This window comes from Rhodococcus sp. WS1, assembly GCF_003797745.1.
GTDB lineage: Bacteria > Actinomycetota > Actinomycetes > Mycobacteriales > Mycobacteriaceae > Rhodococcus_F > Rhodococcus_F erythropolis.
Window position 1 is genome coordinate 1730618 of the sequence record NZ_RKLZ01000001.1, and the last position, 24516, is coordinate 1755133.

Consider the following 24516-nt stretch of genomic DNA (forward strand, 5'->3'; position numbering starts at 1 on the left):
ACCACCCCGTACTGTCAGTGCGACCAGCAGAAGACCTACCGAGTAGTTAGAGGAGCCTGTGGCACGCCGACCCACACCCCCCGGAACCCCGCAACCCACCGGGATCGGACATATCGTCGATCTGGTTCGCCATGCGATTCCGCCACTTCATCCCGCCGGCCTGCCGTTCGTGCTGGCCCCGCTGGGAGTTGCAGCTCTAGGCCGCAACCGTAAGTGGGTGCGCCGAGCCGGTCTGACCACCGCCGCCGCATGCGCCACGTTCTTCCGTCACCCGCACCGGGTGCCGCCCAACCGCATCGGCGTCGTCGTCGCGCCCGCCGACGGCGAGGTGGCGTTGGTCGACAACGCCGTTCCGCCCGCCGAGCTCAATCTCGGAAGCGAGCCGCGCCCGCGCGTCAGCATCTTCCTGTCTGTTCTCGACGTGCATGTCCAGCGCAGCCCTGTCGGTGGAACGGTCAAAGAGGTCGTTCACCAGGCAGGCAAGTTCCTCTCCGCAGATCTCGCCGACGCCAGCGAGGTCAACGAGCGCAACAGCATGCTGATCGAAACCGCCGATGGTCACGACGTTGCGGTTGTCCAGATCGCGGGACTGCTCGCGCGCCGCATCGTCTGCTACGCCGGTGTCGGTGACGTCCTGCCGATCGGCGACACGTACGGACTGATCCGTTTCGGCTCACGCGTCGACACGTATTTCCCCGCCGGAACCACACTCCTGGTCGAGCCGGGACAACGCACGATCGGTGCTGAAACAGTTATCGCGCAACTGCCGTGAAGACGCCGAAGATGAAGTCAGCCGTGAAGAAGCCGGGAGCAGCCCAACCCGGCGCGAAGATGCCCAAACGCACCCAGGCTGTGCGGTTGCTGCCGTCCGTCATCACCATCCTGGCGCTGTGCGCCGGGCTGTCCGCCGTCAAATTCGCTCTCGACGGACAACCCGGTACCTCGCTCGCGATGATCGGCGCCGCTGCCGTCCTCGATTCACTCGACGGCCGCATCGCGCGACTGCTCGACGCCACCAGCAAGATCGGCGCCGAACTCGACTCACTGGCCGACTCCATCTCCTTCGGCGTCGCCCCGGCCCTGGTCCTGTACGTGACCTTGCTGGACGGCACCAGCATCGGCTGGATCATCGCGTTGATCTACGCGGTCAGCATCGTGTTGCGACTCGCACGTTTCAACACCCTGCTCGACGACGACGACGTCCCCGCGTATGCACGTGAGTACTTCGTCGGCGTTCCGGCTCCGGCCGGCGCACTCATCGCCCTCACTCCCCTGGCCGCGACGGCTCAGTGGGGTGACGGCTGGTGGTCTTCGCACTTCGTCGTCATCGTGTGGACGCTCTTCTCGGCTGCACTGATCGTCAGCCGCATCCCGACGCTGGCGATGAAGTCGGTATCCGTGCCGCCGCACATGGCGGCCGGCCTGCTCGTCCTGGTGACGTTGGCTGCGGCCGCACTCATCACCTACCCGTACATCCTGCTGATCGTTCTCATCGCGATCTACCTGGTGCACATCCCGTTTGCCGTGCACTCGAAGCGGTGGGTGGCAGCACGTCCCGAAACCTGGGACATCAAGCCTTCCGAACGCCGCGCGATCCGACGTCAACCCAACGTCGGTGGCCGCCGCTCGGCCGCTCGTCTCGGATTGCGGCGACCCCGCTAGTCCACGACGTACTCTCGAGAGGTGACTTCGCCGGAACTCGCCCTCACCGTTCGACTCAACACCTCTGCCGCCGACCTACGCCGCGGGGTAGTGCGCTTGCACCCCGAAGCGTTGGCGGCGTTGGGCATCCGCGAATGGGATGCCATCGCACTCATGGGAGCCCGCGGCACCGCGACCGTCGCGGGCCGTGCGCCCACCGGAACCCCGGCAGGCACGATCCTTCTCGACGACGTCACCATGTCGAACGTCGGCCTGACCGAGAACTCTTCCGTCGTGGTCGGTCCGGTGACGGTGTACGGAGCGCGATCCGTCTCCGTCACCGGCTCGTCCATGGCGACAAATTCGATCAGCTCGACGGTTCTGCGACAAGCCCTTCTGGGCAAGGTCGTCAGCGTCGGCGACACGGTCTCGCTCCTCCCCCGCGATCTCGGTCCGGGTACGAGCACTTCCGAAGCCACCCAAGCGCTTTCCCGCACCTTCGGCGTCGCGTGGACATCCGAACTGCTCACCGTCACGGCCGTCGAGCCTGCCGGTGGTCCGGTCAGCGTCCAGCCGAATTCGGCGGTCAACTGGGGTTCCGGCTCGGCGGGCACACTGACACCGAGTGCGCTTGTTTCCAGTCCGGCCGCCGTCGCGATCGAGCCTGCGCCGTCGGTTCCGCTGGATCACCTTGTCGGCGCGCAAGCGCAGGCAGCCAAGCTGACCGAGTGGCTCGGCCTGGCACTCGACGAACCAGAACTGCTCCGTACGCTCGGCGCCTCCCCGCACCTCGGCGTCCTCATCACGGGCCCCGCCGGCGTGGGCAAAGCCACGTTGGCCCGCTCGGTCCTGTCCTCGCGCAAACTGGTCGAAATCGACGGCCCGGGAGTCGGTGCCACCGAGGCGAATACCCGCCTGCAGCGAATCGTCGACGCCGTTGCTGCCGTGCGCGGCGGTGGTGTACTGCTGATCAGTGACATCGACGCTCTGCTTCCGGCCACCGCGGAACCGGTGTCCGCACTGATCCTCGAACAACTGCGCAGCGCCGTCGCAACCCCGGGCGTGGCATTCGTCGCGACCTCCGCCCATCCGGAGACCGTCGACGCGCGCCTTCGCGGCCAGGATCTCTGCGATCGAGAACTCGCACTTACCCTGCCGGACGGCGCAACTCGCAAGGCGTTGCTCGAACTCCTGCTCCGCCGCGTGCCCACCGGAACCCTCGAACTCGACGCCATCGCCTCGCGCGCACCCGGATTCGTGGTCGCCGACCTCGCGGCGCTCTGCCGTGAAGCTGCCTTGCGAGCGGCGACGCGGGCGTCCAAATCCGGTGATTCTCCGGAGATCACGCAGGAAGATCTTGTCGGGGCCCTCGAAGTGATTCGGCCACTGTCCCGTTCGAGTACCGAAGAACTGTCGATCGGCAGCGTCACCCTCGACGACGTCGGCGACATGGTCGAAACCAAACAGGCCCTCACCGAAGCGGTGTTGTGGCCGCTGCAGCACCCCGACTCCTTCGCGCGCCTCGGTGTCGACCCACCTCGCGGCGTGCTCCTCTACGGCCCTCCCGGCTGCGGTAAGACGTATCTCGTTCGTGCCCTTGCCAGCTCAGGTCACCTCAGCGTCCACGCCGTCAAAGGTGCGGAGCTGATGGACAAGTGGGTCGGCGCCTCCGAAAAGGCCGTGCGCGAGTTGTTCCAGCGCGCACGCGATTCGGCGCCCTCGCTGATCTTCCTCGACGAGATCGACGCCCTTGCCCCGCGTCGTGGTCAAAGTTCCGACTCCGGGGTGTCAGATCGCGTCGTAGCCGCGTTGCTGACCGAACTCGACGGCGTCGAACCGCTACGCGACGTCGTGGTGTTGGGCGCCACCAATCGACCGGATCTGATCGACCCGGCTCTCCTGCGCCCCGGCAGACTCGAACGTCTCGTATTCGTACCGCCGCCGGATGCGGAGGCTCGCAAAGCGATTCTGCGTGCTTCCGGCAAGTCGGTACCGCTCGCCGAAGATGTCGATTTGGACATTCTGGCCGTCGATCTCGAGGGATACTCGGCAGCAGACTGCTCGGCTCTCCTGCGTGAGGCTGCACTCGCCGCCATGCGTCGGAGCATGGACGCGGCCGACGTGACGGCCGCGGACGTGGCAACCGCCCGTGAGAAGGTACGTCCCTCACTCGATCCCGAGCAGGTGGCACACCTACAGGCGTACGCGGACAACCGATAAGGACTGACCATGGCTGCTGATCTGGTTCTGTACGGCGACATCGTGACCATGCACGAGGAATCACCACGCGCCCAGGCGCTCGCCGTGACGGGCGGCCGGATCACGGCCGTCGGCGCGCGCACGGACGTCGAGAAACTGGTGGGGCCGGATACCCGCGTCGTCGACGTCGGAGGTGCCGCTGTTCTGCCGGGGTTCATCGAACCGCACGGTCACCCCCTGGAAGAAGCCATCGTTCTCGGGCCTGACGTCGTCGATATTCGGCCTGTCACGATCGCCGAGGCGGATGCCGTAGTTGCTGCCGTCGTCGACACTGTTCGTTCGCGAGGTGCTGCCGGCGCTTCTTTGAACGGTTGGGACCCGTTGCTGCAGAAGGGCCTACCCGATCCGACCATCGACTGGCTGGACTCCGTAGCGCCGGAGTACCCCCTCGTGATCATGCACAACTCGGGACACGTCGCGTATTTCAACACGGCGGCAGCAGTGCAGGCCGGCATCACCCGCGATACCCCCGATCCGATCGGCGGATCGTACGGCCACGACGCGACGGGCGCACTCGACGGATCCGCGTACGAAATGCCCGCGGTATTCGCAGTCGCGGGCCACGCAGTCACCATCGGTGACGACTTCCCCGCACTGGTGGCGGCCGAATGCGCCCGGCTGAACGCCGCGGGAATCACCACCATCGCCGAATTGTCGTTCGACCCCAAGATGCGGCCCGCCCTGGCAGCGATAGCCGACGCCGGACTGCTCACCACCCGCCTGCGGCTCTACGAGATGTCCAACGACGCGCGCACAACCGAGGCGTCACCGGGCGACGGAAACGACCTGGTGCGCCAGATCGGCATCAAGGTCTGGTCCGACGGTTCACCGTGGGTCGGCAACATCGCCACCAGCTTCCCGTATCTCGATACCGAAGCCACCCGCGCGCTCGGGATCGCCTGCACGCACGGGCACGCCAACTACACCGGCGAACAGATCCACGACATCAGTTCCGCCTACTTCGCCAAAGGGTGGCAGATGGCGTGCCACGCCCACGGTGACGACGCGATCACCATGGTTCTCGACGCGTGGGAGCAGCTTCTGAAGGAGCATCCGCGGCCCGATCACCGGTTGCGTCTCGAACACGTCGGCGCGATGCGTCCGGATCAGTTCGCCCGCGCAGCGGAACTGGGCGTCACGGTCAGCATCTTCATCGACCACTTGCACTACTGGGGTGACGTTCTGGTGGATGACCTGTTCGGCCCCGAATACGGATCCGTCTGGGCCGCAGCAGGATCTGCACTCGCAGCCGGACAGCGGTTCACCTTCCACAACGACGGACCCGTCACCCCTGCCAATCCGCTACGGAATATGCAGGACGCCGTCACCAGGCTTTCGCCCAGCGGCCGCGTCGTGGCACCCCAGGAACGGATCCCCGTGGACGCCGCCGTGCGCGCCCATACGGTCAACGCCGCGTGGCAGCTGTTCAGCGAAGATCACATCGGGTCCATCTTTCCCGGCGCCTACGCGGATCTTGTTGTGCTGTCGGCAAATCCCCTCGACGTCGAGCCGACCAGGCTGGCCGACATCACGGTGCTCGCCACCATCCTGGAGGGTCGGACGGTGTACGGAGACCTGAGCGCGATCGGCTGATCGCTCGCCGAACGCCGTGGACAAAGGCCGTAAACCTTCTCTGCTCGATTTCCAAGGATCGTTGCGAGAACGGAGACGGCGCAAGTGGCCTCAGGGTTCAGTGCGGATGTCGTCAATGACCTGGGCAATCGCATGTTTCGCCCAGGCCGTGATCTGCTCGTTCGTGTCGCGGTAGTACGGCAAGGCAACCAATGCAATTGACAGAGCCCATGCGCGGCCACGCGTCCAAGTGCCCTCGTCCACGTCAACACGAAGCCGGAATGTACGCCGAGTGCTCGGCGTCAGCAGAGTCCATGCAATAAGGCAGTCGATTGCCGGGTCTCCGAGAGCGAGTCCACCCCAATCGATCACGGCCGAAAGGCTGCGGTCGCTCACCAGGATGTTTCCCGGGTGCAGATCCGAGTGCATCCACACCGCTGGGCCTGCGTAGTCGATGACGTGGCGCGCCTTTTCCCACGCCGCCTCCGTCAGCGCTCCGTTCAGCAGGTCGCCACACGCTGCAATACTCGCTCGAGTCGCTGAATCTCGTCGCTCAATCGGATCGGCCCGGTAGGAATGCAGCGATCCCTGTGGGCGCAATCCGAGTGTGTCGATCCGACGTAGACTGTTCACGAAGTCTGCGAGTTGGATGGCCAGGTGGTCATCGACCATGCCGGGCACAGGGTTTCGCCCTGGCACCCACGGGTGCACCGACCATTGCCACGGGTATCCGAAGGCCGCCTCACCCACACCTACCGGAACGGGCACGGGGACCGGTAGGTGTGGAGCCAGATGCGGCACCAACTGTTGCTCCTTTGTGATTCCCTCTGCCGCACCTGGGGTGCGGGGCATACGGATTACGAGTGAATCGCCTACTCGGATCATGACGTTGTCGGTGCCGATCGACTCGACCAAGCGCAACGGCAGATTGGCCCACTGTGGCATCTGACTCGAGAGCAATCGCCGCACCAACGCAACATCGATGTCTGGTTCCTCCATGTGCAACTTCCGAATCTGCATGACATGAGCAAACCACTCCCGCACATTCCGGCGATCAAGAAGTCATGAAGAAGACAGCAGCCGCACAGTGCCGACAATGTCCGTCCGCATCACCGACTGCGACACATCCAGACCTCCTTCGCCGTGACTGCCGCAGATCGAATGAACATCCGAAAAGTCCCAAAAATCGGAATTGTCGAAAATTATTGCATAGGAACAGTTTTCGAGATACAAGTCTTGTGTTCGAAACTTTGTTCGATTAAACTTTGGGAATGGACAGTCGGGAAGCGTGGCAGCTGGATGGTGAGGGCCTCAAGGGTGAGGTTCTGGATCTGGTGCGTGTCCGGCACGAGTTGCAGTCGCGGATGGTGTTGTTGATCGTGGAGATGTTTTCCCGTGAGGTTCTCGGTGGGAAGGGTTTTCGGGCGATCGCGCAGTGGTTGCATGGTTCGACGAATCTGGAGATCGGTGAGTGCAGTCTGCTGGTCGGGTTGGCGCGGTTGTTGATGCTCGAACCCGTTGTGGGCGATGCGTTTCACCGGGGTGACGTGGATGCGTTGAAAGCCCGTCAGGTGGCGTCGTTTTGTCAGCATCCACCGAAGAACATGACCCTGGCGGACGTGGACAAGGCCCGCGGGATTCTGCTCGGGTTGGCGTCGAAGAACATCGCGGATTGTGATGCGGTGCGGGCAGCGATCCGCCGAATCGAGAAGCAGTACGGAAAACGCGAGGATGGTGTTCCGGTCGGGGAAGATTCGGAGCGCAACGAGTTCTACGCCTCGAAAGGCCTGTACGGGCGGGTCACTGTGAAGGGTGATCTGGATGCTTTGAACGGGGCACGGTTGATCACGTTGCTGTCGAGCCTGTCCGCTCCGACACCGGAGAAAGACGGCGTCAAAGACACGCGTACTCCGGCATTACGGCGGGCGGACGGGTTTTGCGAGTTGTTGCGCCGGTATGAGCGGGCGGGGTTGGGTCCGATCGAAGGCGGAGTGAAACCACACATCACGGTCACCGCATCGGCGAAGGACATGACGGATCTGCAGGCCTTGAAGGACTTGCTGCCGTCCACGGAGGAACTCGGGTTCGCGTGGACGGATTGGGTGGGTCCGATCAGCCTCGACACTGCCCGGATGCTGGCCTGTGACTGCACCGTCACCCGGATCTTGTTGGACGAGAATGGTGTTCCGCTCGACTGCGGCAAGGAAGCGAGAACAGCAACGGTGCCGCAGCGGCGGGCGTTGGCGGTTCGTGATGGTGGGTGTGCGTTTCCGGGGTGCGGGACGCCGTCGGGGTGGTGCGATGCTCATCATATTGTTCACTGGAACGATGGTGGCCCAACAGATCTCGACAATCTGATCTTGTTGTGCGGTCATCACCATCGGACACTGCACCACACCGAATGGCGGGTCGAGATCGGCCCGGATCGGAAGACGGTGTTCTATCCGCCGATGTCGGTTGATCCGTATCAGCAGCCGATCGGCGGGAACAGTCCACCGACAGCGGCGTGAACCGCGACAACTAAAAACTCATACACCGGGGCACAACCATGCCTCGGTGCTCATGCTGCGTTCCGTCATCTTCGCGGAGACGTACGGCCTACCAGCGGTTCCGAACCTCCTCGGCAAATCCGAGGAGATCTCGAACCACCACGGAGGTACCGTCGTCGAGGATTACTGTGCCGGAGAACTTTCCGAACACCTGATGCTGAATCGAACGCAGCACCCCGACATCGAAAGTCGCGGCACGGTCGATGATCGGCTCGAAAGTCATCTCGAAGCGACCATCGTTGCTCGAGAAGTTCCACGGCGCGCCGTCGTACTTTCCCTGCGGGATGCCGAAGTCGATCCTGTCCAGTTTGTGTGCCCGACCGCCGACAAACACGATGTTCTCGCTGGCCGCCGTAGTGTCGCCGAAGCCGTAACCGGTGTTGAATCCGAACCGCTCGCCGTTCACCAGTCCGGATGCAGAACCCCAGTACCAGATGTTGTCGTAAGTCCAGACTCCCCTGCCCCAATCGAGAACGCCGAACGAGTCTTCCGAGCGAAATGTGAAGTCGTCGCTCCCGATTCGCACGGTCCCGGCAGCGGGCAGGCAGTTGATCTTCTGGTTGTAGTAAAACGATCGGGACGCCTTCGGAAACGGTGTGGCGATCACCATCCGGTCATCGGCAGGACTCGCCAGGAACAAATCGGCATGAAGGCCTCGTCCACCGTCGAAAGCCGGGTAGTCGACAATCAAGTGGCGCCCACCGTCCACGTGGCGAAACTCGAAGCGAGCTTTACCTTTCGACACCACCACATCACCGTCGTCCGCGCTTTCGGGCAGACCGAGCCTTCCCATCGGGAACGGCAGCATCACGTTTTCGGTGATCTCGTGTGGTGTTCGGAAATCGAGCCAGGAGACTCCGAACAAGCCCATGTACCCGTTGTCGGCGACGGTCAACGCGATGCCGTAATCCGAAGTGAGAATGCAGTAGTAGTCCCACTCCTTGATCCGGAACTTGGGAGCGGTGATCGCAGAGCGTCGATACTTGCGAATTTCCGATGGGGCCCAACCCGTCTCGACCAAATGTCCGCGATCGTCGAGAAGCGGGCCGGGCGACATCAGTGTCTGCATTCTTACTTCCAGCGTCCCAAGATCTCGTTCGCACGGTTGGCCAATGCCATCTGGAAGAACGGACCGAAGCTCACGCGCGCCACTCCGAGCGGACCGAAATTTGCCGGATCGTCCTGGTCCGGGATTCCGATCGCATTGATCGGAAGTGGAAGTTCGGACGTCAGGCGGCGCTGGGTCGCGTCGTCATGCCGCCCGACGGGGTAAAGAACGTCGGCGCCGGCGTCGGCCGCCAGCTTGAGGCGTGCGATGGCGCGATCGACACGATCGGACTCTTCACCGACCTGCTTCACGAACAGGTCGGTGCGCGCGTTGACGACAACGTGAACTCCGGCTGCGTCGGCGGCCTGACGAAGCCCACCCACGAAGTCTGCGTGCTCCTGCGCCTCACGCAAGCGTCCGCCTTCACTGTGGACGGTGTCCTCGATGTTGAGTCCGACAGCGCCGGCATCGATCAACCCGTCGATGAGAACTGCCGGCTCGAGCCCGTAACCACCCTCGATGTCCACCGAGATCGGGGCGTCGACCGCACCGGTGATCTGCTTGATCCGGTGCAGAAGTTCGTCGAAGGTGATGCCCTCGTTGTCCGGCTTGCCGATGGAATCGGAAACCGGGTGGCTGCCCACCGTCAGGGCTGCAAAACCGGCAGCCACCGCAAGATTCGCCGACCACGCGTCCCAGACCGTCGGGAGAATGACCGGGTTACCTGGCTGGTGCAACGCCAATAGAGCAGTTGCCTTGTCGTTGATCGAAGTCATGCGGTGGCTCCTCGCGATCGTGGGGTGTACCTCTCACCTACCGACTCTAGTGAGCGACCGGGCAGCCTGTGCTCTTGTAATCGACCTGGAACTCCTTGATGCCGTTGATCCAACCCGAGCGCAGACGGCGCGGATCACCGATCTTGGTGATGTCCGGGACGTTGTCGGCGATCGCGTTGAACATCAAGTCGATCTCCATGCGAGCGAGGTTGGCACCGATGCAGAAGTGCGCGCCCGTTCCGCCGAAGCCCAAGTGCGGATTGGGGTTACGAGTGATGTCGAACGTCATCGGGTTCTCGAACACGTCCTCGTCGAAGTTCGCGGAGCTGTACAGCATCACCACGCGCTGCCCCTTCTTGATCGACACTCCTGCCAGCTCGGTGTCCTCGAGCGCGGTGCGCTGGAAGGCGGTGACCGGTGTCGCCCACCGGACGATTTCGTCGGCCGTCGTCTTGGGACGTTCCTTCTTGTACAGCTCCCACTGCTCGGGGTTGTCCAGGAACGCGATCATTCCGTGCGTGATGGCGTTGCGGGTGGTCTCGTTCCCTGCGACCGCCAGGATGAGCACGAAGAACCCGAACTCCTCCGGGCTCAAAGCGTCGCCGTCGATGTCGGCTTGGACCAGTGTGGTGACGATGTCATCTGCCGGACAGGTACGACGCGCGTCTGCCATTTGGTACGCGTATCCGAGGACCTCGGTGGACGCGACTGCCGGATCACCCTGGTATTCCGGGTCGTCGTAGCCCATCATCTCGTTGGACCACTTGAACAGCTTGTCCCGATCGTCCTGCGGTACACCGATCAGATCCGCGATCGCCTGGAGCGGCAGCTCGCTGGCGACCTGCTTCACGAAGTCGCCCGGGCCTTCGCTCACAGCGGTGTCGACGATGCTGCGCGCACGACGATCCAATTCGTCGCGCATGCCGTTGATCGCGCGCGGCGTGAACAGCTTCGAAATCAGCTTGCGGAGCTTGGTGTGCTCCGGCGCATCCTTGTTGAGCAGAAGATGCCGGAGCATCTCGACGGCCTCACGTGGCATGTCGTCGGCGAAACGCGCGATCGCGGTGTTCTCCCAGCTCGAGAACACATCGCTGCGCTGGCTGACCTCTTTGACGTCAGCGTGACGCGAGACCACCCAGTAGCCCTCGTCCTGGAATCCACCAACGGTCGGCGGCTGCTCACACCACCACACGGGCGCGCTTCGACGCAGTTCGGCGAATTCCTCGAAAGGGATCCGCTCCCCGAGGACAGCAGGATCGGTGACGTCGAATCCGGCCGGTAGGTCAGGCGTGCGAGTTGTGTCCGAGATGGTCATGGCGTCCTCTGATCGGTCGATTGTGCGCTACACCACAGAGTAGCTTTCACTAACGGGCTGTCAAGTGAAAGACGGAGAGTCTCGTGCAACTGACCCGTGCGAGCCCCCGCGGCACTAGGATCCCGGTAATGACAGATACCTCCGGCAGACTGACGCTGCGAGAGAAGCAGAAGCAGCGAACCCGCGCAGACCTCGTGGATGCCGCCGGCGCGCTCTTCACCGAACGCGGATACGCGGCTGTCACCGTCGAGGACATCGCCGGCCGGGTCGGTTGCAGCCGCGCCACCTTCTACCTGCACTTCCCCGGCAAGATCGACATACTCAAGGCCCTCGGCTCGAACACGGTCGTATCCAGCACGCTCGCGATATTCCAGGATCTCGACCACGTACTCGATTCCGGTTCGCGCGAAGAATTCGCCGGCTGGATCAACCGCGCTCTCGACTGGTGCCGCGATCACCACCACATGATGCGGGCGTGGGACGAGGCCATGGTCCTCGAACCCGAATTCCGAACACTGGCACGTGAAGGCATCTCCGCACTGCCCAACGCGATGCCGTCGTACCTGGCACGCTGGCCGCAGAGCCGACACGACGAGGCGAAACTCCGGGTCGAGCTCCTGCTGACACAGATCGAGCGCTTCTTCATTCGGTGGGCGGAACAGGGCGCGATCACCGCGGGTGCGGACGTCGCAGCAGACGTACTCACCGACATCTGGTTTCCGGCACTCACGCCGCCCACGACCGATGTTGCGGCGCCGCGATAGGTTGGCCCGATGCCACTCGACCTTCGAGCGATCCTCACTACCGTCGCTGCACTCCTGTCCGGGATACTCGCGGCGCTGGCCCTGACCAATCCCGTTCTTCGCGACTGGGCCATCGTGGCCTCCCCGTCGGAAGTAGATCGCTGGATCAGCAGCGGACCGACTGCTGTCGGCCTCGGCGCCGTGATCGCCGTGCTTGCCTGCGCCATCTCACAGCGTCGCGGGTCCCGTCGGGCGGCGTGGATCGCGATCGCCGTCGGCGTCGCCGTCATCGCGATCGTTCGGGCAGTCGTACCCGAGGTTGCGTCACTGGACCTGCTGATCGCATTGATCATCGTCAAAAGTGTTGCAGCCGGCACCATTCTGGGCTGCGTGGTTGCCGTCAGTTGGGACCGCACTGCCACGAAGAACGCGACACTCCTCGGCGTGCTCGCCACCTTCCTCGCGATCCGCACGTTCGCTGGTGGGACAGCCAGGATGACGACGTCTTCGGTGGGTGAGCCGTCGTGGTGGCTGATCGGCGCCACGGCCGCAGCAGCAATCGCCTGTGCAGTGACCGCGCAAGCCGGCTTCCGGATTCGCAAGCCGGACTCGGGTGAAATCCGCATCGCTCTCGTGGTGATCACCGCGCTGGCGATCGGGCATCGAGTGCTCGGCGCCGTGATCGACCGCCAGCAATACGCGTCCGAGGCGACCGCCTGGATCGTCATGGTTTTGGCGGCAGGCGCTGCGCTCGCCTTGACGTGGATCGCCGCTTACCGCCTCGGCGACACCTCCGGTGCTGGTGGCAAGTTCCTCTGGGCGGCAACCGCACTGGCCGCTGCGTCGGCCCCGCTCTTCGTCGACATCGCGAAGGGTTCCGGCCACTGGGGAGACCTGAAGTCCCCTTGGGTACTGGTGCTTTTCGCGGCCCTGCCGGTTGCCGTCGGATTGAGGCTGCACAAGCAGGTGCCAAACCTAGTGCCCATCGTCGTCCTCGTTGCGGTTCCGCTGTCGGAACTACTGCCCTTCGACTCCGCGCACGGCGTCTGGTCAATCGCGCTGAAGATCGCCGCGCTGGGCCTCGCCGCCGGTTTACTGTTCGGTTCCCTTGCTCCCGGCAGCCTGGTCGACGCCACACTCGGACTCGCCATTCCCTTTGCCGCGATGACCTTCTCGTCGATCGCCATTCTCACCGATCAGCTCTCTTTCCCACCGATGATGACGTCGATATACATCCAAGGCCAGCTCGACATCGATGCGGTCTCTCCCCACGGCGACGGAGGATTATTCGGACGCGGCATCGGAATCACCGTCGACTACGTCACCGCTCAGACTGTCGGCACTGCAATCCTCTTCGCCCTGATCATCGGATTCTGTGGTGCGGCGATCCTTCGACGATCCCACCCACCCGTCGAGGTATCGGAACCCACCGAGACCGCCTGATCGGGACAGACCGATGACCATCGACCTCCGGTCATGCACCGGCGCCCTCGCGGCCTTTCTCTCGGGAATCCTTGCCGCCCTGGCGCTGACGAACCCAGCGCGAATGAGATGGCCTGTTACCGAACCGCAGTCGAAGATCGACCAATGGATCAGCAGCCAATCCACCAGCGTCGTGGTGGGTGCCATCGTCGCCGTAGGGGCCTGCGCGTATCTCCAGCACCGCCGTTCTCGCAGGCGTGCGTGGGCGTTTGTGTACACGGGCGTCGTCGTGTTGATTCTGATCAGATTCCTCGTCGCCGAAGAAGTCGGTCTTGATCTGCTGAGCGTTCTGGGTTTCGCCAAAACCATTGCAGCCGGACTCATCCTGGGCGGCGCTGTCGCCGCATCGTGGGACAGCCGCCTCGGACGCAACCTGCTGATCATTGGCGTGGTGTCGACGTGGTTGGCCGCGCAATCGTCCACCGGCGATTTGATACCCGTCAGCACGTCGTCCATCGGCGAACCTGCCTGGGCACTTCTGTTGCTGACCCTGATCTGCGCAGTGGCGAGCGCAGTGACAGACGACTCCGAATCGCGGATAAGTGAAACCCAACCGGGCGTCGCCGCAGCCGCTCTCGCAGTTGTCACCGGCCTCGCCGTCACCCAACGGATTCTGAGTTCGGTCGTCGACCGGCAAGAGAACCCACCGACGTTTTCGGGTTGGCTGGTCATGGTCGCGTCGACCGTCGCCGTCCTCACCCTGACCTGGTTCTGTGTGAGGAGACTGGACACAACTTCAGGCAGTGGCGGATTCCTTTGGGCTGCAACCGCTGTTGGAGCCGCCGCCACGACGGTGTTCGCGGATCTGACCGACCGCTTCTTTCTCGACGGTGACCGAACCTCGCCGTTGGTGATCGCTGCCCTCGCGATCATCGCGGTCGTCTTCGGCTTGTCGCGTTCCCGACACCGGGATCGCACGATCGCAGGTCTGACTCTGCTGGCTGCGATCCCGTTGTCGGAGTGGATCTTCGACGGCGAACACGAACTTGCTCTACTGCTCCGCATTGTCGCGCTGGGCGTCGGGTCGGGATTGCTGCTCGGATCCGTTCTGCCGTCGAATCCCGTCGCAGCGACGCTGGGGTTGACGATTCCTTTCACTGCCCTGGTCTTCATGTCGATCGGGCAGCACGAGATCGAGACAGTGTCGTCAACGTACGTCCGGCACGATCCGCCCTCGACGTACGTCGAGTACAACTCTGAATTGCGAGCCTACGTCGACGCGAGCGAGCCCGACGCAGCCTTCCGGGCCGAGGCCGCGACCATTGCCTACGCGTACGAGGCGCCGCCACGCTCCGACGGCGCGGCACTCCTGATGTGTGTAGTCGTCGTCGCCACCGGGATCGCGCTCCGCCGCCGCAGCCCCGTTGACACACCGTCACCGGACTGAGACCTCCTATTGCGGTGCAACTGGTACCGGATTGACTATTTTGGAGCAGTGCCCATCGCCCGCAGGACGCTGCTCGTCGCACTGAGTGGTGTGACTGCATTCGTCGTCACCGTCGTCGCTTTGGCACCGTTCGTGAACAGCCAGTCGACGTCGATTTCGACGGGCGACCGATTCTGGTCCATCTCGACCATCGGCGCCGGCGTCTTGGCTGTCGTCGCGGTCGGGACAGCCGCGATGATGGCCCGTTGCCGATTGCGGACCGCGGCCATGACGGTCTTCGGTGGGCTCCTCCTCGAACTGCCCGGGCTCTACGATCACAACTTCGAGGCACTCTCGCCCGTCGGTGCGGGAGTCGCTGTCGGCGCGGTGACGGTTGCTGCCGCTCCCCGGGTTCGAGCTGCCTCGGTCGCGGGAACGATTGTGGCCGTGCATGTCTCGGATTCACTCCTGGACGAAGACGCAATTCCTCGGCGGTACGCGGACTACATCGCCGACAACACCAACCAGTTTCAACCACCGGTGTTGGGGGCAACACTGCTCGCGCTCGCTTTGGCCGCCGCCTGCGTCGCCGCGTTCTGGTTCCACGATTTCGACAAGGACCACCCCAAGGAACGGATGGCCGTTCGGCCGGTGACTATCGCGGCGGTGCTCACTCTCTTCGGGGTCGCGGCAAATTGGTGGTTCGAGATCACCACCGTCACGGCGGCCGTACCCCTTCTACTCGTCGCGCTCGTAATCACGGTGATCTGCGCGCGGGTGCTGGGCGACGGCGGTCGAATCCTGCTGATGTGTACCGCCGCCGTCGCAACTCTGGCGGCGGTTTCGGCGAACCGTCCCGCAACCGAAGCCATGGAATGGTCGAAAACCCCCGCCTCGACCGCCGTGTTGATCGGCGTCGTCATCGTCGCCGCGGCAGCAATCGGCGCGATCGCTCCCTCGCGGGTCGTCGGCTACGGATTGCTCCTGACGGTGACGGTCGCCGGGATCGTCAGCTACGCCACGTCGCCGTCGCCGAAGATCGGTGACGTTCTCACGATCAGCGATCTTCTTGTCGCCTTCACCTCTGCGGTCGTCACCTACGCGATCGCCAGCGCGATGTACCGAGAGCCGCCGCGGACCGGAGCGTCACGAGCCCTCGTCGGACTCGGTGTCATCTTCGGCCCGACGGCGCTGGCCCTGCTCGTCTATCCGCAGTTCGACTACGGATGGACGGCGTACACGCCGCTCGACGAGAACAAGCCGTTCAACGGCATCACGACGGTCGGCCCGTTCGAAATCTCGACCGACATCCTGATACTCGACGCCGTGGCACTGATCATCGTGGCCGTCTGCGCCTATGCAAGTCTGCGCTTGGGGCGAGTCAATCGATCCGGACCTCCGCCGATCAGTCGATCAGATCCATCGACGCCAGGCGATGGAACACTTTGAGCGATCCCGGCGCCACCTCGTCCATCGCTGCGTACTCGGCGAGCGTGAAATAGCGGAACTCGGCGATCTCGCTGGTCGGGTGCGGGTCTCCGGCCATCTCCGCCAGATAACAACTCATGTGCAGGCCCGTGTCCGCGGAATGTCCGAAAGCGTGAGCCTCGAAGACGTCGAGGAACGTGACCGTCCCGTCGACCAGATCGACGTCGAGTTCCTCCCGAATTTCGCGGTGCAGTGCCTGCTCGGGCGTCTCACCCGGGTCGATCTTTCCGCCGGCCATGTAGAACGCGGTCTTGCCCACGGAGCGGGTCTGGATCAGCTTGCGGTCACGAATGTGCGCAAGGGCGGCGGTACGGATGATCGTGGTGGGAGTCGACGAATTCACGTCGTCCAACCTACGTGTATCAGCGAGTGCCGATGATGTCCGAATCGACTCGCTGCACATCGAAACTGCCACGCCCGGTAATATGTACGCAAAGACAACCTCTCCGACTAGGTGAATTGTCTCGTTAATCCGATAGGTTCGATTTTGTTCGGACACCCCGCCGCCCGCTGACAACACGACGGAGTGCCTTTTGCTCGCTATCTTGCTTGCCCATGCCGTTGCCGCCCTCTTGGCTCCGCTTGTGGTGCGCAGGTTAGGGCGAAACGGCTTCTTCCCCCTCGCGATAGTCCCCCTCGCCAGCCTCGGCTGGGTCATCGACAAATGGGGCACCGTCGAGACGCTGCACATCACCTGGGTTCCCGGCCTGTCGATGGACATCGACTTCAGGTTCGACGCGCTTTCGGCCATCATGGCCGTGCTCGTCCTGGGCGTCGGCACGCTGATTCTGATCTACTGCGCCCGCTACTTCAACGACGACGAACCTCGACTCGGCATCTTCGCCGCCGAGATGGTCGCCTTCGCGGGTGCCATGTTCGGACTCGTGACCAGCGACAACATGCTGCTTCTCTACGTTTTCTGGGAACTGACGACGGTCTTGTCGTTCCTGCTCGTGGGTCACTACGCCGAACGCGCCACCAGCCGCCGCGCCGCGACCCAGGCACTGCTGGTCACCACCGCCGGTGGTCTGGCGATGTTGGTCGGCATGATCATCCTCGGCCAGGTCGGCGGCAGCTACAACCTGTCCGAACTGGTCGCGAACCCGCCGACGGGGTGGCTCCCGTCCGTCGCGATCGTCTTGATCCTGATCGGTGCGCTCTCCAAATCGGCAATCGTGCCCCTGCACTTCTGGCTGCCAGGTGCGATGGCCGCGCCCACCCCTGTCAGCGGTTATCTTCACGCGGCAGCAATGGTCAAGGCCGGTATCTACCTCGTCGCGCGCCTGGCTCCCGGGTATGCCGATTCGCCGCCGTGGCGCATCACCATCATCAGTTTGGGTCTGCTGTCGATGATCCTCGCCGGTTGGCGAGCCATGCGCGCTTACGACCTCAAACTCGTCCTCGCCTTCGGAACCGTCAGCCAACTCGGCTTCATGATGGTCCTGGTCGGCATCGGCACGCGTGACGCCGCCCTGGCCGGCATGACGATGGTCGTGGCGCACGCGATGTTCAAGGCCGCACTCTTCATGGTCGTTGGCATCATCGATCACACCACCGGCACCCGTGACCTGCGCAAACTTGCTCACCTGGGTAAAGCGGCACCCGCTCTCGCGATCATCGCGAGCCTCGCTGCCGCCAGCATGGCCGGTCTACCACCGCTACTCGGATTCGTCGGCAAGGAAGCCGCACTCGAATCAGTTCTCGAAACGAACGCGCTCGGCCACTGGTCGTCGATCGCCGTCGTCACGGTGATCGTGTTGGGCTCGATCCTGACCGTCGGCTACAGCGTCCGGTTCATCTGGGGAGCCTTCGGACGCAAGACCTTGAGCAAGCCGAGTCCGGCCGTGAGCAAGATGCACAAGCCGGGTTGGCTGTTCCTGTTCGCGCCCGGCCTACTCGCGGTTCTCGGTCTGGCCGCCGGCATTCTCTCGCCCCAACTCGAGAAGCTGCTGACGCCGTACTCCACCACGCTGGCCCCCGGACCGCACGCCGACTACCACCTCGCACTGTGGCACGGATTCAACACTCCGCTGCTGCTCACCTGCATCGTCATCGCCGGCGGCATCGCGCTCTACATCGCGCAGCGTCAGATCAGCCGCCTGCACTTCGAGCACCCGCCGCTCGGCAACGCCGACCGCATCTACGACGCGACCCTGCGCGGCATGGACACCATCTCGATGCGCCTGACCGGTGCCACTCAGCGTGGTTCGCTCCCCCGCACGCAGTCGACGATTCTTGCGACGCTGGTCGTGGTGCCACTGTTCCTGCTGATCATCGACACCGATGGCGGCGGAGTCGACCTTCGGATGTGGGATTCACCCATCCAGTTCACTATCGCGCTGATGATGATTTCGGCCGCCATCGCCGCGACGCTGATGCGCAACCGACTCGCCAGCGTCATCCTCGTCGGACTCACCGGCTACGGCTGTGGCGTGTTGTTCGCGCTGCACGGCGCACCCGACCTCGCGCTGACCCAGTTCCTCGTCGAAACCTTGACCCTCGTGATCTTCGTGCTGGTACTCCGGAAGTTCCCCGCAGAGGTCGACGAGAGCAAGGCAATCGGCTTCAAGTGGCCGCGTGCCGCACTCGCCGTCGCGGTCGGTATCACCGTCACCACCATCGCGGCCTACGCGACCAATGCGAGAAACACTCGTCCGATCTACGAACTGCTTCCCGACGCGGCCTACGACCTGGGCAACGGCAAGAACGTCGTCAACGTCCTACTCGTCGACATCCGCGCATGGGACACGCTCGGTGAGATCTCGGTCCTGCTGGTCGCGGCAACCGGCGTCGCCAGCCTCGTGTTCCGCAACCGCCGCTTCGGTATCGCGCCGCGAGTCGCGGACGCCCCCTCCGTCATCGTCGACAAGGCAGCGGCCAACTCGGACACGACGTGGTTGCGCGGCGGAGACCTCATCGATCCTCGACACCGTTCGCTGGTTCTCGAGGTCACCACGAGATTAATCTTCCCGACCATCATGGTGTTGTCGATCTACTTCTTCTTCTCCGGTCACAATGCCCCCGGCGGCGGTTTCGCCGGAGGCCTGACGGCGGGCCTCGCCCTCGTGCTGCGTTACCTCGCCGGTGGCCGCTACGAACTCGGTGAAGCCGTACCCATCGACGCGGGCAAGATTCTCGGCCTCGGTTTGGCGCTAGCCGCGGGCACCGCCCTGGTGTCGCTGTTCCTCGGCGCTCCGGCACTCTCGTCGGCTGTCTTCGAGTTCACGCTCCCGCTCATCGGCCACGTCAAACTGGTCACCGCACTGTTCTTCGACCTGGGCGTCTACCTCATCGTGGTCGGCCTGGTCCTGGACGTACTCCGAAGTCTCGGCGCCCGCCTCGACGCAGAAATCGAGGTGAAAGCACCATGAGCGCAAATATCGGAATGCTGATCCTGATCGGCGTCCTCACGTCGGCCGGTGTCTACCTGCTGATCGAACGAAGCATCACCCGGATGCTCCTCGGTCTACTTCTATTCGGTAACGCCATCAACCTCTTGATCCTGACCGTAGGTGGATCGGACGGGAATCCGCCCATCGTCGGCCGAGATTCGGTCCACGAGGAGATAGCGGATCCGCTCGCCCAGGGCATGATCCTGACGGCCATCGTGATCACGATGGGTATCGCCGGCTTCGTTCTGGCACTGGCGTACCGGTCTTACAAGATCAACACCGCCGACGCCGTCGAGGACGATCCCGAGGACACCAAGATCCTCAAGCGTCGCCTGCCTGCCGACGCTCCCGACCACGACCGCTCCGACGACCCGGTCACCGGTGCCCCGAGCATCGGCGGCGACGCATTCGACAAGGACGGCAACCCTATTCCCCTCGAACAACTGGTCAACCTCGAGGACATCGAATGCTACGACGACCTCCACGACGGCGACTTCGAGGACGAACCGGTACCCGACTGGGCCACCGACCTTGCTCGTAAGAAGGAATCCGAGAAGCGGCGCAAAGACGCTCGCCAGACCAAGATCGAGGGAGGTGGCGGCGCATGACCATCTCGGACAACCTGATGGGAGCCCTTGCGCCCCTGCCCGTCCTGATCCCGATGCTGGCCGCAGCTGCGACGCTGGTTGTCGGCCGACGTCCGCGTTTCCAGCGTGTCATCACACTGATCGCGCTCATCGGCGTCGTCGCGGTGTCTGGATTGCTGCTCTACCTCGCCGACCGCGACGGTACGACGGCCGTTCAGGTCGGCGGCTGGGACTCCCCCATCGGCATCACACTCGTCGTCGACCGTCTCTCGGCGATGATGCTCGTGGTCTCGTCGGTGGTGTTGCTCGCCGTCATGATCTACGCGATCGGTCAGGGTATTCGCGACGGCAGCGAGGCCCAGCCGGTCTCGATCTTCCTGCCGACCTATCTCGCATTGACCGCCGGTATCTCCAACGCGTTCCTCGCCGGTGACCTCTTCAACCTGTACGTCGGATTCGAGGTTCTGCTCGCCGCGAGTTTCGTGCTCCTGACGCTCGGTGCCAGCGCCGACCGCGTTCGGGCCGGTGTCTCGTACGTGATGGTCTCGATGGTGTCTTCGCTGATCTTCCTGGCGGGCATCGCCTTCGCCTATGCGGCGACCGGCACCCTCAACATGGCCGACATGGCCCTGCGCTTCGACAACATTCCGCCGGGCACACGAACCGCCATCTTCGCTGTCCTGCTCGTGGCGTTCGGCATCAAGGCTGCGGTCTTCCCGCTGTCGGCGTGGCTACCGGACTCGTATCCGACCGCGCCCGCACCGATCACCGCCGTCTTCGCCGGGTTGCTCACCAAGGTCGGTGTGTACGCGATCATCCGCGCGCACTCGTTGCTGTTCCCGCAAGGAGAACTCGACAACGTACTGATGGTGTGCGGTCTGCTCACGATGGTGGTCGGCATCATGGGTGCCATCGCGCAGAGCGACATCAAACGTCTGCTCTCGTTCACACTGGTCAGCCATATCGGCTACATGATCTTCGGTATCGCACTGTCCACGACGTCCGGGCTGTCCGGCGCGATCTACTACGTCGCCCACCACATCATCGTGCAGACGACGCTCTTCCTCGTCGTGGGTCTGATCGAACGACAAGCCGGGTCGTCGTCGCTGCGCCGACTCGGCGGTCTGGCTGCGGCCAGCCCGATCCTCGCGATCGTCTTCCTGATCCCGGCACTGAATCTCGGTGGTATCCCGCCGTTCTCGGGCTTCATCGGCAAGGTCGCGCTCCTGCAGGCCGGTGCGGCCGACGCCAGCGCGCTGGCCTGGATCCTCGTCGCCGGCGGCACGATCACCAGCTTGCTGACGCTCTACGCGGTCGCCCGCGTGTGGACCAAGGCCTTCTGGCGAGCCCGCGCCGACGCGCCCGAAGGTGACCTCGCCGACGTCAGCCCGTCAGCACTGATCGACGAGTCCGAAGAGGACATCGCGTTCGTCGACCGCGAGGACGTCGGCAAGATCCCGGTCTTCATGCTGATTCCGACGGTCGGGCTCGTCATCGTCGGTCTGGCACTGACGGTGTTCGCGGGCCGGATCATCGACATCAGCGACAGAGCGGCGAAGGATCTGCAAGACCGGTCCATCTACATCGACGCGGTTCTCGGCAACCACCGACCCGTGCCGGTCGACGAAGCTCCCGTCGCTGCAGACGACCCTGCTGTAGCTCCCAGTACCGATGCCCCGAACAGCGATGTCCCGAACACCGACGCCCCGAACACCGAGGAGGCTCCGCGATGAAACGCGAACAGGTACTCCGCGTCGGGATCCTGCTGTGGCTGATGGTCGTATGGATCCTGTTGTGGGGCAACATCAGTTTCGGCAACATCTTCGGCGGACTCGCCGTCGGCCTGATCATCATGGTCCTGCTTCCCCTCCCCCGTGTACCGGTCGAGGGTCGGGTACATCTGCTGTCGATTCTGCGTCTGCTGTGGATGATCGTGTACTACGCGATCCAGTCGAGTATCCAGGTCGCGTGGCTGGCGATCCGTCCGTCGCCGCCGCCGGTCACCGGAGTTCTGCGGTACCAACTCGGGATCAAGTCCGACCTGGTTCTCACGCTGTGCATCGACGTACTGAACCTGATCCCGGGCACCATGGTTCTCGAGATCGACCAGAACCGGCGCATCGTCTACGTCCACGTGCTCGACGTCGGCTCGCAGAAAGCCGTCAGCGCGTTCTACCGCTCGGTGGAGGATCTCGAACGGTTGTTCATCGCGTCGTTCGAACGTGACTCGGACTGGCAACCCAGCCCATGGCACCAGCGCGACTACGAATTCGATGCACCCCGGCAGGAGGACCAACCATGAACGGGTTCATCACCACGATCTTGATCATTTCCGGAGTGATTCTGCTGATCGCCGCCGTACTGACCACGTTCCGATTGCTCGACGGTCCGAGCTCACTCGACCGCCTCGTCGCTCTGGACACGATCATCGCGGTCTCGATGTGTGGACTCGCTGTCTGGGCCGCGTACAGCAAAGACACCACGATCGTTCCCGCGATCGTGGCGCTGGCACTGGTCGGCTTCATCGGTTCCGTGTCCGTCGCGCGCTTCCGGGTGAGTGACCAGTGATCGGCAACATCCTCGACACGATCGGGGCCATCTCCATCTTCCTCGGCGCGCTGCTCGCGCTGACCGCCGCGGTGGGAATCGTTCGCTTCCCCGACACCCTGCGTCGTATGCACGCGGCCACGAAACCTCAGGTGGTCGGACTGATCCTGGTGCTGATGGGCGCCGTGTTCCTGCTTCGTGGGAGCGTCGACATCTGGATGTTGGTCCTGGTGGGCATCTTCACGCTGCTGACCGCGCCCGTGATCGCGCACAGCGTCGGCCGAGTCGCCTACCGCGAACAGCGCGAAGAGGACGACCTCATGAAGATCAACGAGCTGGAAGACCCGGACTCTCTCCTGTAGCGGCATCCCACTCGCCGTCGCGCTCGCCCCACACCGCAAGTGCAGTGCCGGGGCGGGCGAAGAAGGTGGCGAAGTACGCGACCGACATGAGAACCAGGACAGCCATCAGCAGCGGCCCGAAGATCGCCGGGTACTCGGCCATCTGCACCGCAGCGAACCGGTACGAGAGCAACAACCCCGCGAGTAGTGCCGAGCCACCGATCAACAGACGCACTCGGAACCACCCCCAGCCTCGCTCAGGATCCCGTAGCGCCGCATCGAGGGTCAAGCACAGGACGGCACCGGCAATGAGGTCGACGCCGTAGTGGAATCCGAAACCGAGCGTCGCGGTCAGGGTCGCAACGAGCCAGAACGATCCCAGGCTGCGAATCCACCACGGCCCGCTGCGCGAGTGGATGAACAATGCGACCGCCCACGCGGTGTGCAGGCTCGGCATGCAGTTTCGCGGTGCGGCGTCGTCGAACGGCAGCGACGACGGTGATGCGAAGTCGAAGTTGGGCACGATGTTCGGCCAGTAGTCACCGATCTGGAATCCGAACCCACGCGGACCGAAGGCGAACACCGGGCCGACCACCGGGAACAGGACGTAGAAGATCGGGCCGATCAGCCCGATGAGCAGGAACGTGCGCAGCAGGTGATGCGACGGCCATCCCTTACGTACTTGATAGAGAGCAACCACGATCACCGCGACCGGCAGTTCGACGTAGATCCAGTCGAGGGCTGCTGCACCGACGGGGCCCATGGCGTCGACGATCTGGCCCATCACCCACGACGGATTCCCGAGAGCCTGGTCGGCGAGGAACACGTACTCGTCCCACACGTCGGTGCCGACGAGAATGGTGATCTCCAGCCACGTCTCGGCAACCTTGGCCGCGATGATGAGCAACGCGCCGAGAGCGACGCCGTGCAGAACGCTGAGTCGACGCTCGCCGGACAACTTCCACACCGCGTACACCGCGATGGCCGTCAGTACCCAGGTGCCGCCGGTGCCCATAGTCAGCGGCCCACCCGAGAACCAGCGAATTGCCCCGACGACCACGTCGATCACGACTGCCGCGGATACCGCGTAGATGCGTTCTTTGTTGTTCAGTCCAACCAGCGCGAGAGCGAGACCCACCCAGGGCATGGTCGCCGAGCGAGGAACGAGGAAGTAGTCGCCGAACAGGCTTTCCACCGGACCGAGATAGCCCTTGTACGACGCGAACGCCTGCACACCCAGGACCAGCACGGTCAATGCTGCTGTGCCGATCAGAAGGAGTCGATGAGAACTCGACCACGAACGATCCGACTGTCCGGGTACGCCCCCTCGTTGGGACCAACTGTCTATCAACACCGGACAATAGTAAACGCCGTGTGAACCGAATATGGACGCAGACTGGACAATCGGTC

21 protein-coding genes are annotated in these 24516 nt (G+C 63.7%); 15 read left to right on the forward strand and 6 right to left on the reverse strand.

What is annotated here, in order from left to right; translation table 11 throughout:
• Window positions 1-58: 58 nt before the first annotated feature.
• The 4 genes from EEB12_RS07935 to EEB12_RS07950 are packed head-to-tail and all read left to right on the forward strand — an operon-like array spanning window position 59 to window position 5493.
• Window positions 59-772, forward strand: a complete 714-nt coding sequence (locus tag EEB12_RS07935; protein WP_003941540.1) for a phosphatidylserine decarboxylase — start codon at window positions 59-61, stop codon at window positions 770-772.
• A gap of 59 nt (window positions 773-831) precedes the next feature.
• Window positions 832-1662, forward strand: a complete 831-nt coding sequence (locus tag EEB12_RS07940) for a CDP-alcohol phosphatidyltransferase family protein (protein ID WP_029254795.1) — start codon at window positions 832-834, stop codon at window positions 1660-1662.
• A 21-nt stretch (window positions 1663-1683) separates the two neighbouring features.
• The gene (locus tag EEB12_RS07945) at window positions 1684-3861 is read left to right on the forward strand and encodes an AAA family ATPase (protein ID WP_141487593.1); all 2178 of its coding nucleotides are present in this window, start codon (window positions 1684-1686) and stop codon (window positions 3859-3861) included.
• Between the two features lie 9 nt (window positions 3862-3870).
• Window positions 3871-5493, forward strand: a complete 1623-nt coding sequence (locus tag EEB12_RS07950; RefSeq protein ID WP_141487594.1) for an amidohydrolase — start codon at window positions 3871-3873, stop codon at window positions 5491-5493.
• Window positions 5494-5583: 90 nt separating this feature from the next.
• Here EEB12_RS07950 and EEB12_RS07955 read toward each other — a convergent pair whose 3' ends face one another.
• Window positions 5584-6471 carry an aminoglycoside phosphotransferase family protein gene (locus EEB12_RS07955; RefSeq protein ID WP_187326676.1) on the reverse strand — a complete coding sequence of 296 codons (888 nt, stop codon included), beginning with the start codon at window positions 6469-6471 and terminating at the stop codon, window positions 5584-5586.
• Between the two features lie 272 nt (window positions 6472-6743).
• Between EEB12_RS07955 and EEB12_RS07960 the strand changes: the two genes are divergently transcribed.
• Window positions 6744-7982: an HNH endonuclease signature motif containing protein gene (locus EEB12_RS07960; protein ID WP_141487596.1), complete on the forward strand. Its 1239-nt coding sequence runs from the start codon at window positions 6744-6746 to the stop codon at window positions 7980-7982.
• Window positions 7983-8070: 88 nt separating this feature from the next.
• Here the strand turns inward: EEB12_RS07960 and EEB12_RS07965 are convergent, their stop codons facing one another.
• Genes EEB12_RS07965 through EEB12_RS07975 form a run of 3 tightly spaced genes read right to left on the reverse strand, consistent with a single transcriptional unit; the run spans window position 8071 to window position 11160 of the window.
• On the reverse strand, window positions 8071-9090 hold the full coding sequence (locus tag EEB12_RS07965) for a DUF2804 domain-containing protein (RefSeq protein WP_141487597.1): 1020 nt from the start codon (window positions 9088-9090) through the stop codon (window positions 8071-8073).
• 2 nt (window positions 9091-9092) lie between these two features.
• The gene (locus EEB12_RS07970) at window positions 9093-9845 is read right to left on the reverse strand and encodes an isocitrate lyase/phosphoenolpyruvate mutase family protein (RefSeq protein ID WP_141487598.1); all 753 of its coding nucleotides are present in this window, start codon (window positions 9843-9845) and stop codon (window positions 9093-9095) included.
• A gap of 46 nt (window positions 9846-9891) precedes the next feature.
• Window positions 9892-11160: a cytochrome P450 gene (locus EEB12_RS07975; RefSeq protein ID WP_019744488.1), complete on the reverse strand. Its 1269-nt coding sequence runs from the start codon at window positions 11158-11160 to the stop codon at window positions 9892-9894.
• A gap of 128 nt (window positions 11161-11288) precedes the next feature.
• On the opposite strand from EEB12_RS07975, the gene EEB12_RS07980 reads away from it, so the two are divergent.
• The 4 genes from EEB12_RS07980 to EEB12_RS08000 are packed head-to-tail and all read left to right on the forward strand — an operon-like array spanning window position 11289 to window position 16200.
• Window positions 11289-11924: a TetR/AcrR family transcriptional regulator gene (locus tag EEB12_RS07980; RefSeq protein WP_020968862.1), complete on the forward strand. Its 636-nt coding sequence runs from the start codon at window positions 11289-11291 to the stop codon at window positions 11922-11924.
• 9 nt (window positions 11925-11933) lie between these two features.
• On the forward strand, window positions 11934-13346 hold the full coding sequence (locus tag EEB12_RS07985; protein ID WP_141487599.1) for a hypothetical protein: 1413 nt from the start codon (window positions 11934-11936) through the stop codon (window positions 13344-13346).
• 13 nt (window positions 13347-13359) lie between these two features.
• The gene (locus EEB12_RS07990) at window positions 13360-14772 is read left to right on the forward strand and encodes a hypothetical protein (protein WP_141487600.1); all 1413 of its coding nucleotides are present in this window, start codon (window positions 13360-13362) and stop codon (window positions 14770-14772) included.
• Between the two features lie 48 nt (window positions 14773-14820).
• Window positions 14821-16200: a hypothetical protein gene (locus EEB12_RS08000; protein ID WP_258537342.1), complete on the forward strand. Its 1380-nt coding sequence runs from the start codon at window positions 14821-14823 to the stop codon at window positions 16198-16200.
• On the opposite strand, the gene EEB12_RS08005 is transcribed toward EEB12_RS08000, so the two are convergent.
• Window positions 16157-16582 carry an NUDIX hydrolase gene (locus EEB12_RS08005; RefSeq protein ID WP_007730102.1) on the reverse strand — a complete coding sequence of 142 codons (426 nt, stop codon included), beginning with the start codon at window positions 16580-16582 and terminating at the stop codon, window positions 16157-16159. The two genes, EEB12_RS08000 and EEB12_RS08005, sit on opposite strands and share 44 nt — an antisense overlap.
• A gap of 190 nt (window positions 16583-16772) precedes the next feature.
• On the opposite strand from EEB12_RS08005, the gene EEB12_RS08010 reads away from it, so the two are divergent.
• Genes EEB12_RS08010 through mnhG form a run of 6 tightly spaced genes read left to right on the forward strand, consistent with a single transcriptional unit; the run spans window position 16773 to window position 23127 of the window.
• Window positions 16773-19610, forward strand: a complete 2838-nt coding sequence (locus EEB12_RS08010) for a Na+/H+ antiporter subunit A (RefSeq protein ID WP_141487602.1) — start codon at window positions 16773-16775, stop codon at window positions 19608-19610.
• Complete coding sequence (locus EEB12_RS08015; protein WP_019744495.1) at window positions 19607-20239, forward strand: Na(+)/H(+) antiporter subunit C; 633 nt, start codon at window positions 19607-19609, stop codon at window positions 20237-20239. The genes EEB12_RS08010 and EEB12_RS08015 overlap by 4 nt, the downstream gene beginning before the upstream one ends.
• Window positions 20236-21951, forward strand: a complete 1716-nt coding sequence (locus EEB12_RS08020) for a Na+/H+ antiporter subunit D (protein WP_019744496.1) — start codon at window positions 20236-20238, stop codon at window positions 21949-21951. Before EEB12_RS08015 ends, EEB12_RS08020 begins: the two co-directional genes overlap by 4 nt.
• A complete protein-coding gene (locus EEB12_RS08025; protein ID WP_003945063.1) occupies window positions 21948-22520 on the forward strand; it encodes a Na+/H+ antiporter subunit E in 573 nt (190 codons plus the stop codon). The genes EEB12_RS08020 and EEB12_RS08025 overlap by 4 nt, the downstream gene beginning before the upstream one ends.
• Window positions 22517-22786, forward strand: a complete 270-nt coding sequence (locus EEB12_RS08030) for a monovalent cation/H+ antiporter complex subunit F (protein ID WP_003945061.1) — start codon at window positions 22517-22519, stop codon at window positions 22784-22786. Before EEB12_RS08025 ends, EEB12_RS08030 begins: the two co-directional genes overlap by 4 nt.
• The gene (mnhG, locus tag EEB12_RS08035; RefSeq protein WP_003945045.1) at window positions 22783-23127 is read left to right on the forward strand and encodes a monovalent cation/H(+) antiporter subunit G; all 345 of its coding nucleotides are present in this window, start codon (window positions 22783-22785) and stop codon (window positions 23125-23127) included. The genes EEB12_RS08030 and mnhG overlap by 4 nt, the downstream gene beginning before the upstream one ends.
• Here mnhG and EEB12_RS08040 read toward each other — a convergent pair.
• Entirely contained in the window at window positions 23093-24460 is a 1368-nt protein-coding gene (locus tag EEB12_RS08040; RefSeq protein ID WP_021333973.1) for a phosphatase PAP2 family protein, read from the reverse strand. The genes mnhG and EEB12_RS08040 overlap by 35 nt on opposite strands.
• Window positions 24461-24516 lie beyond the last annotated feature (56 nt).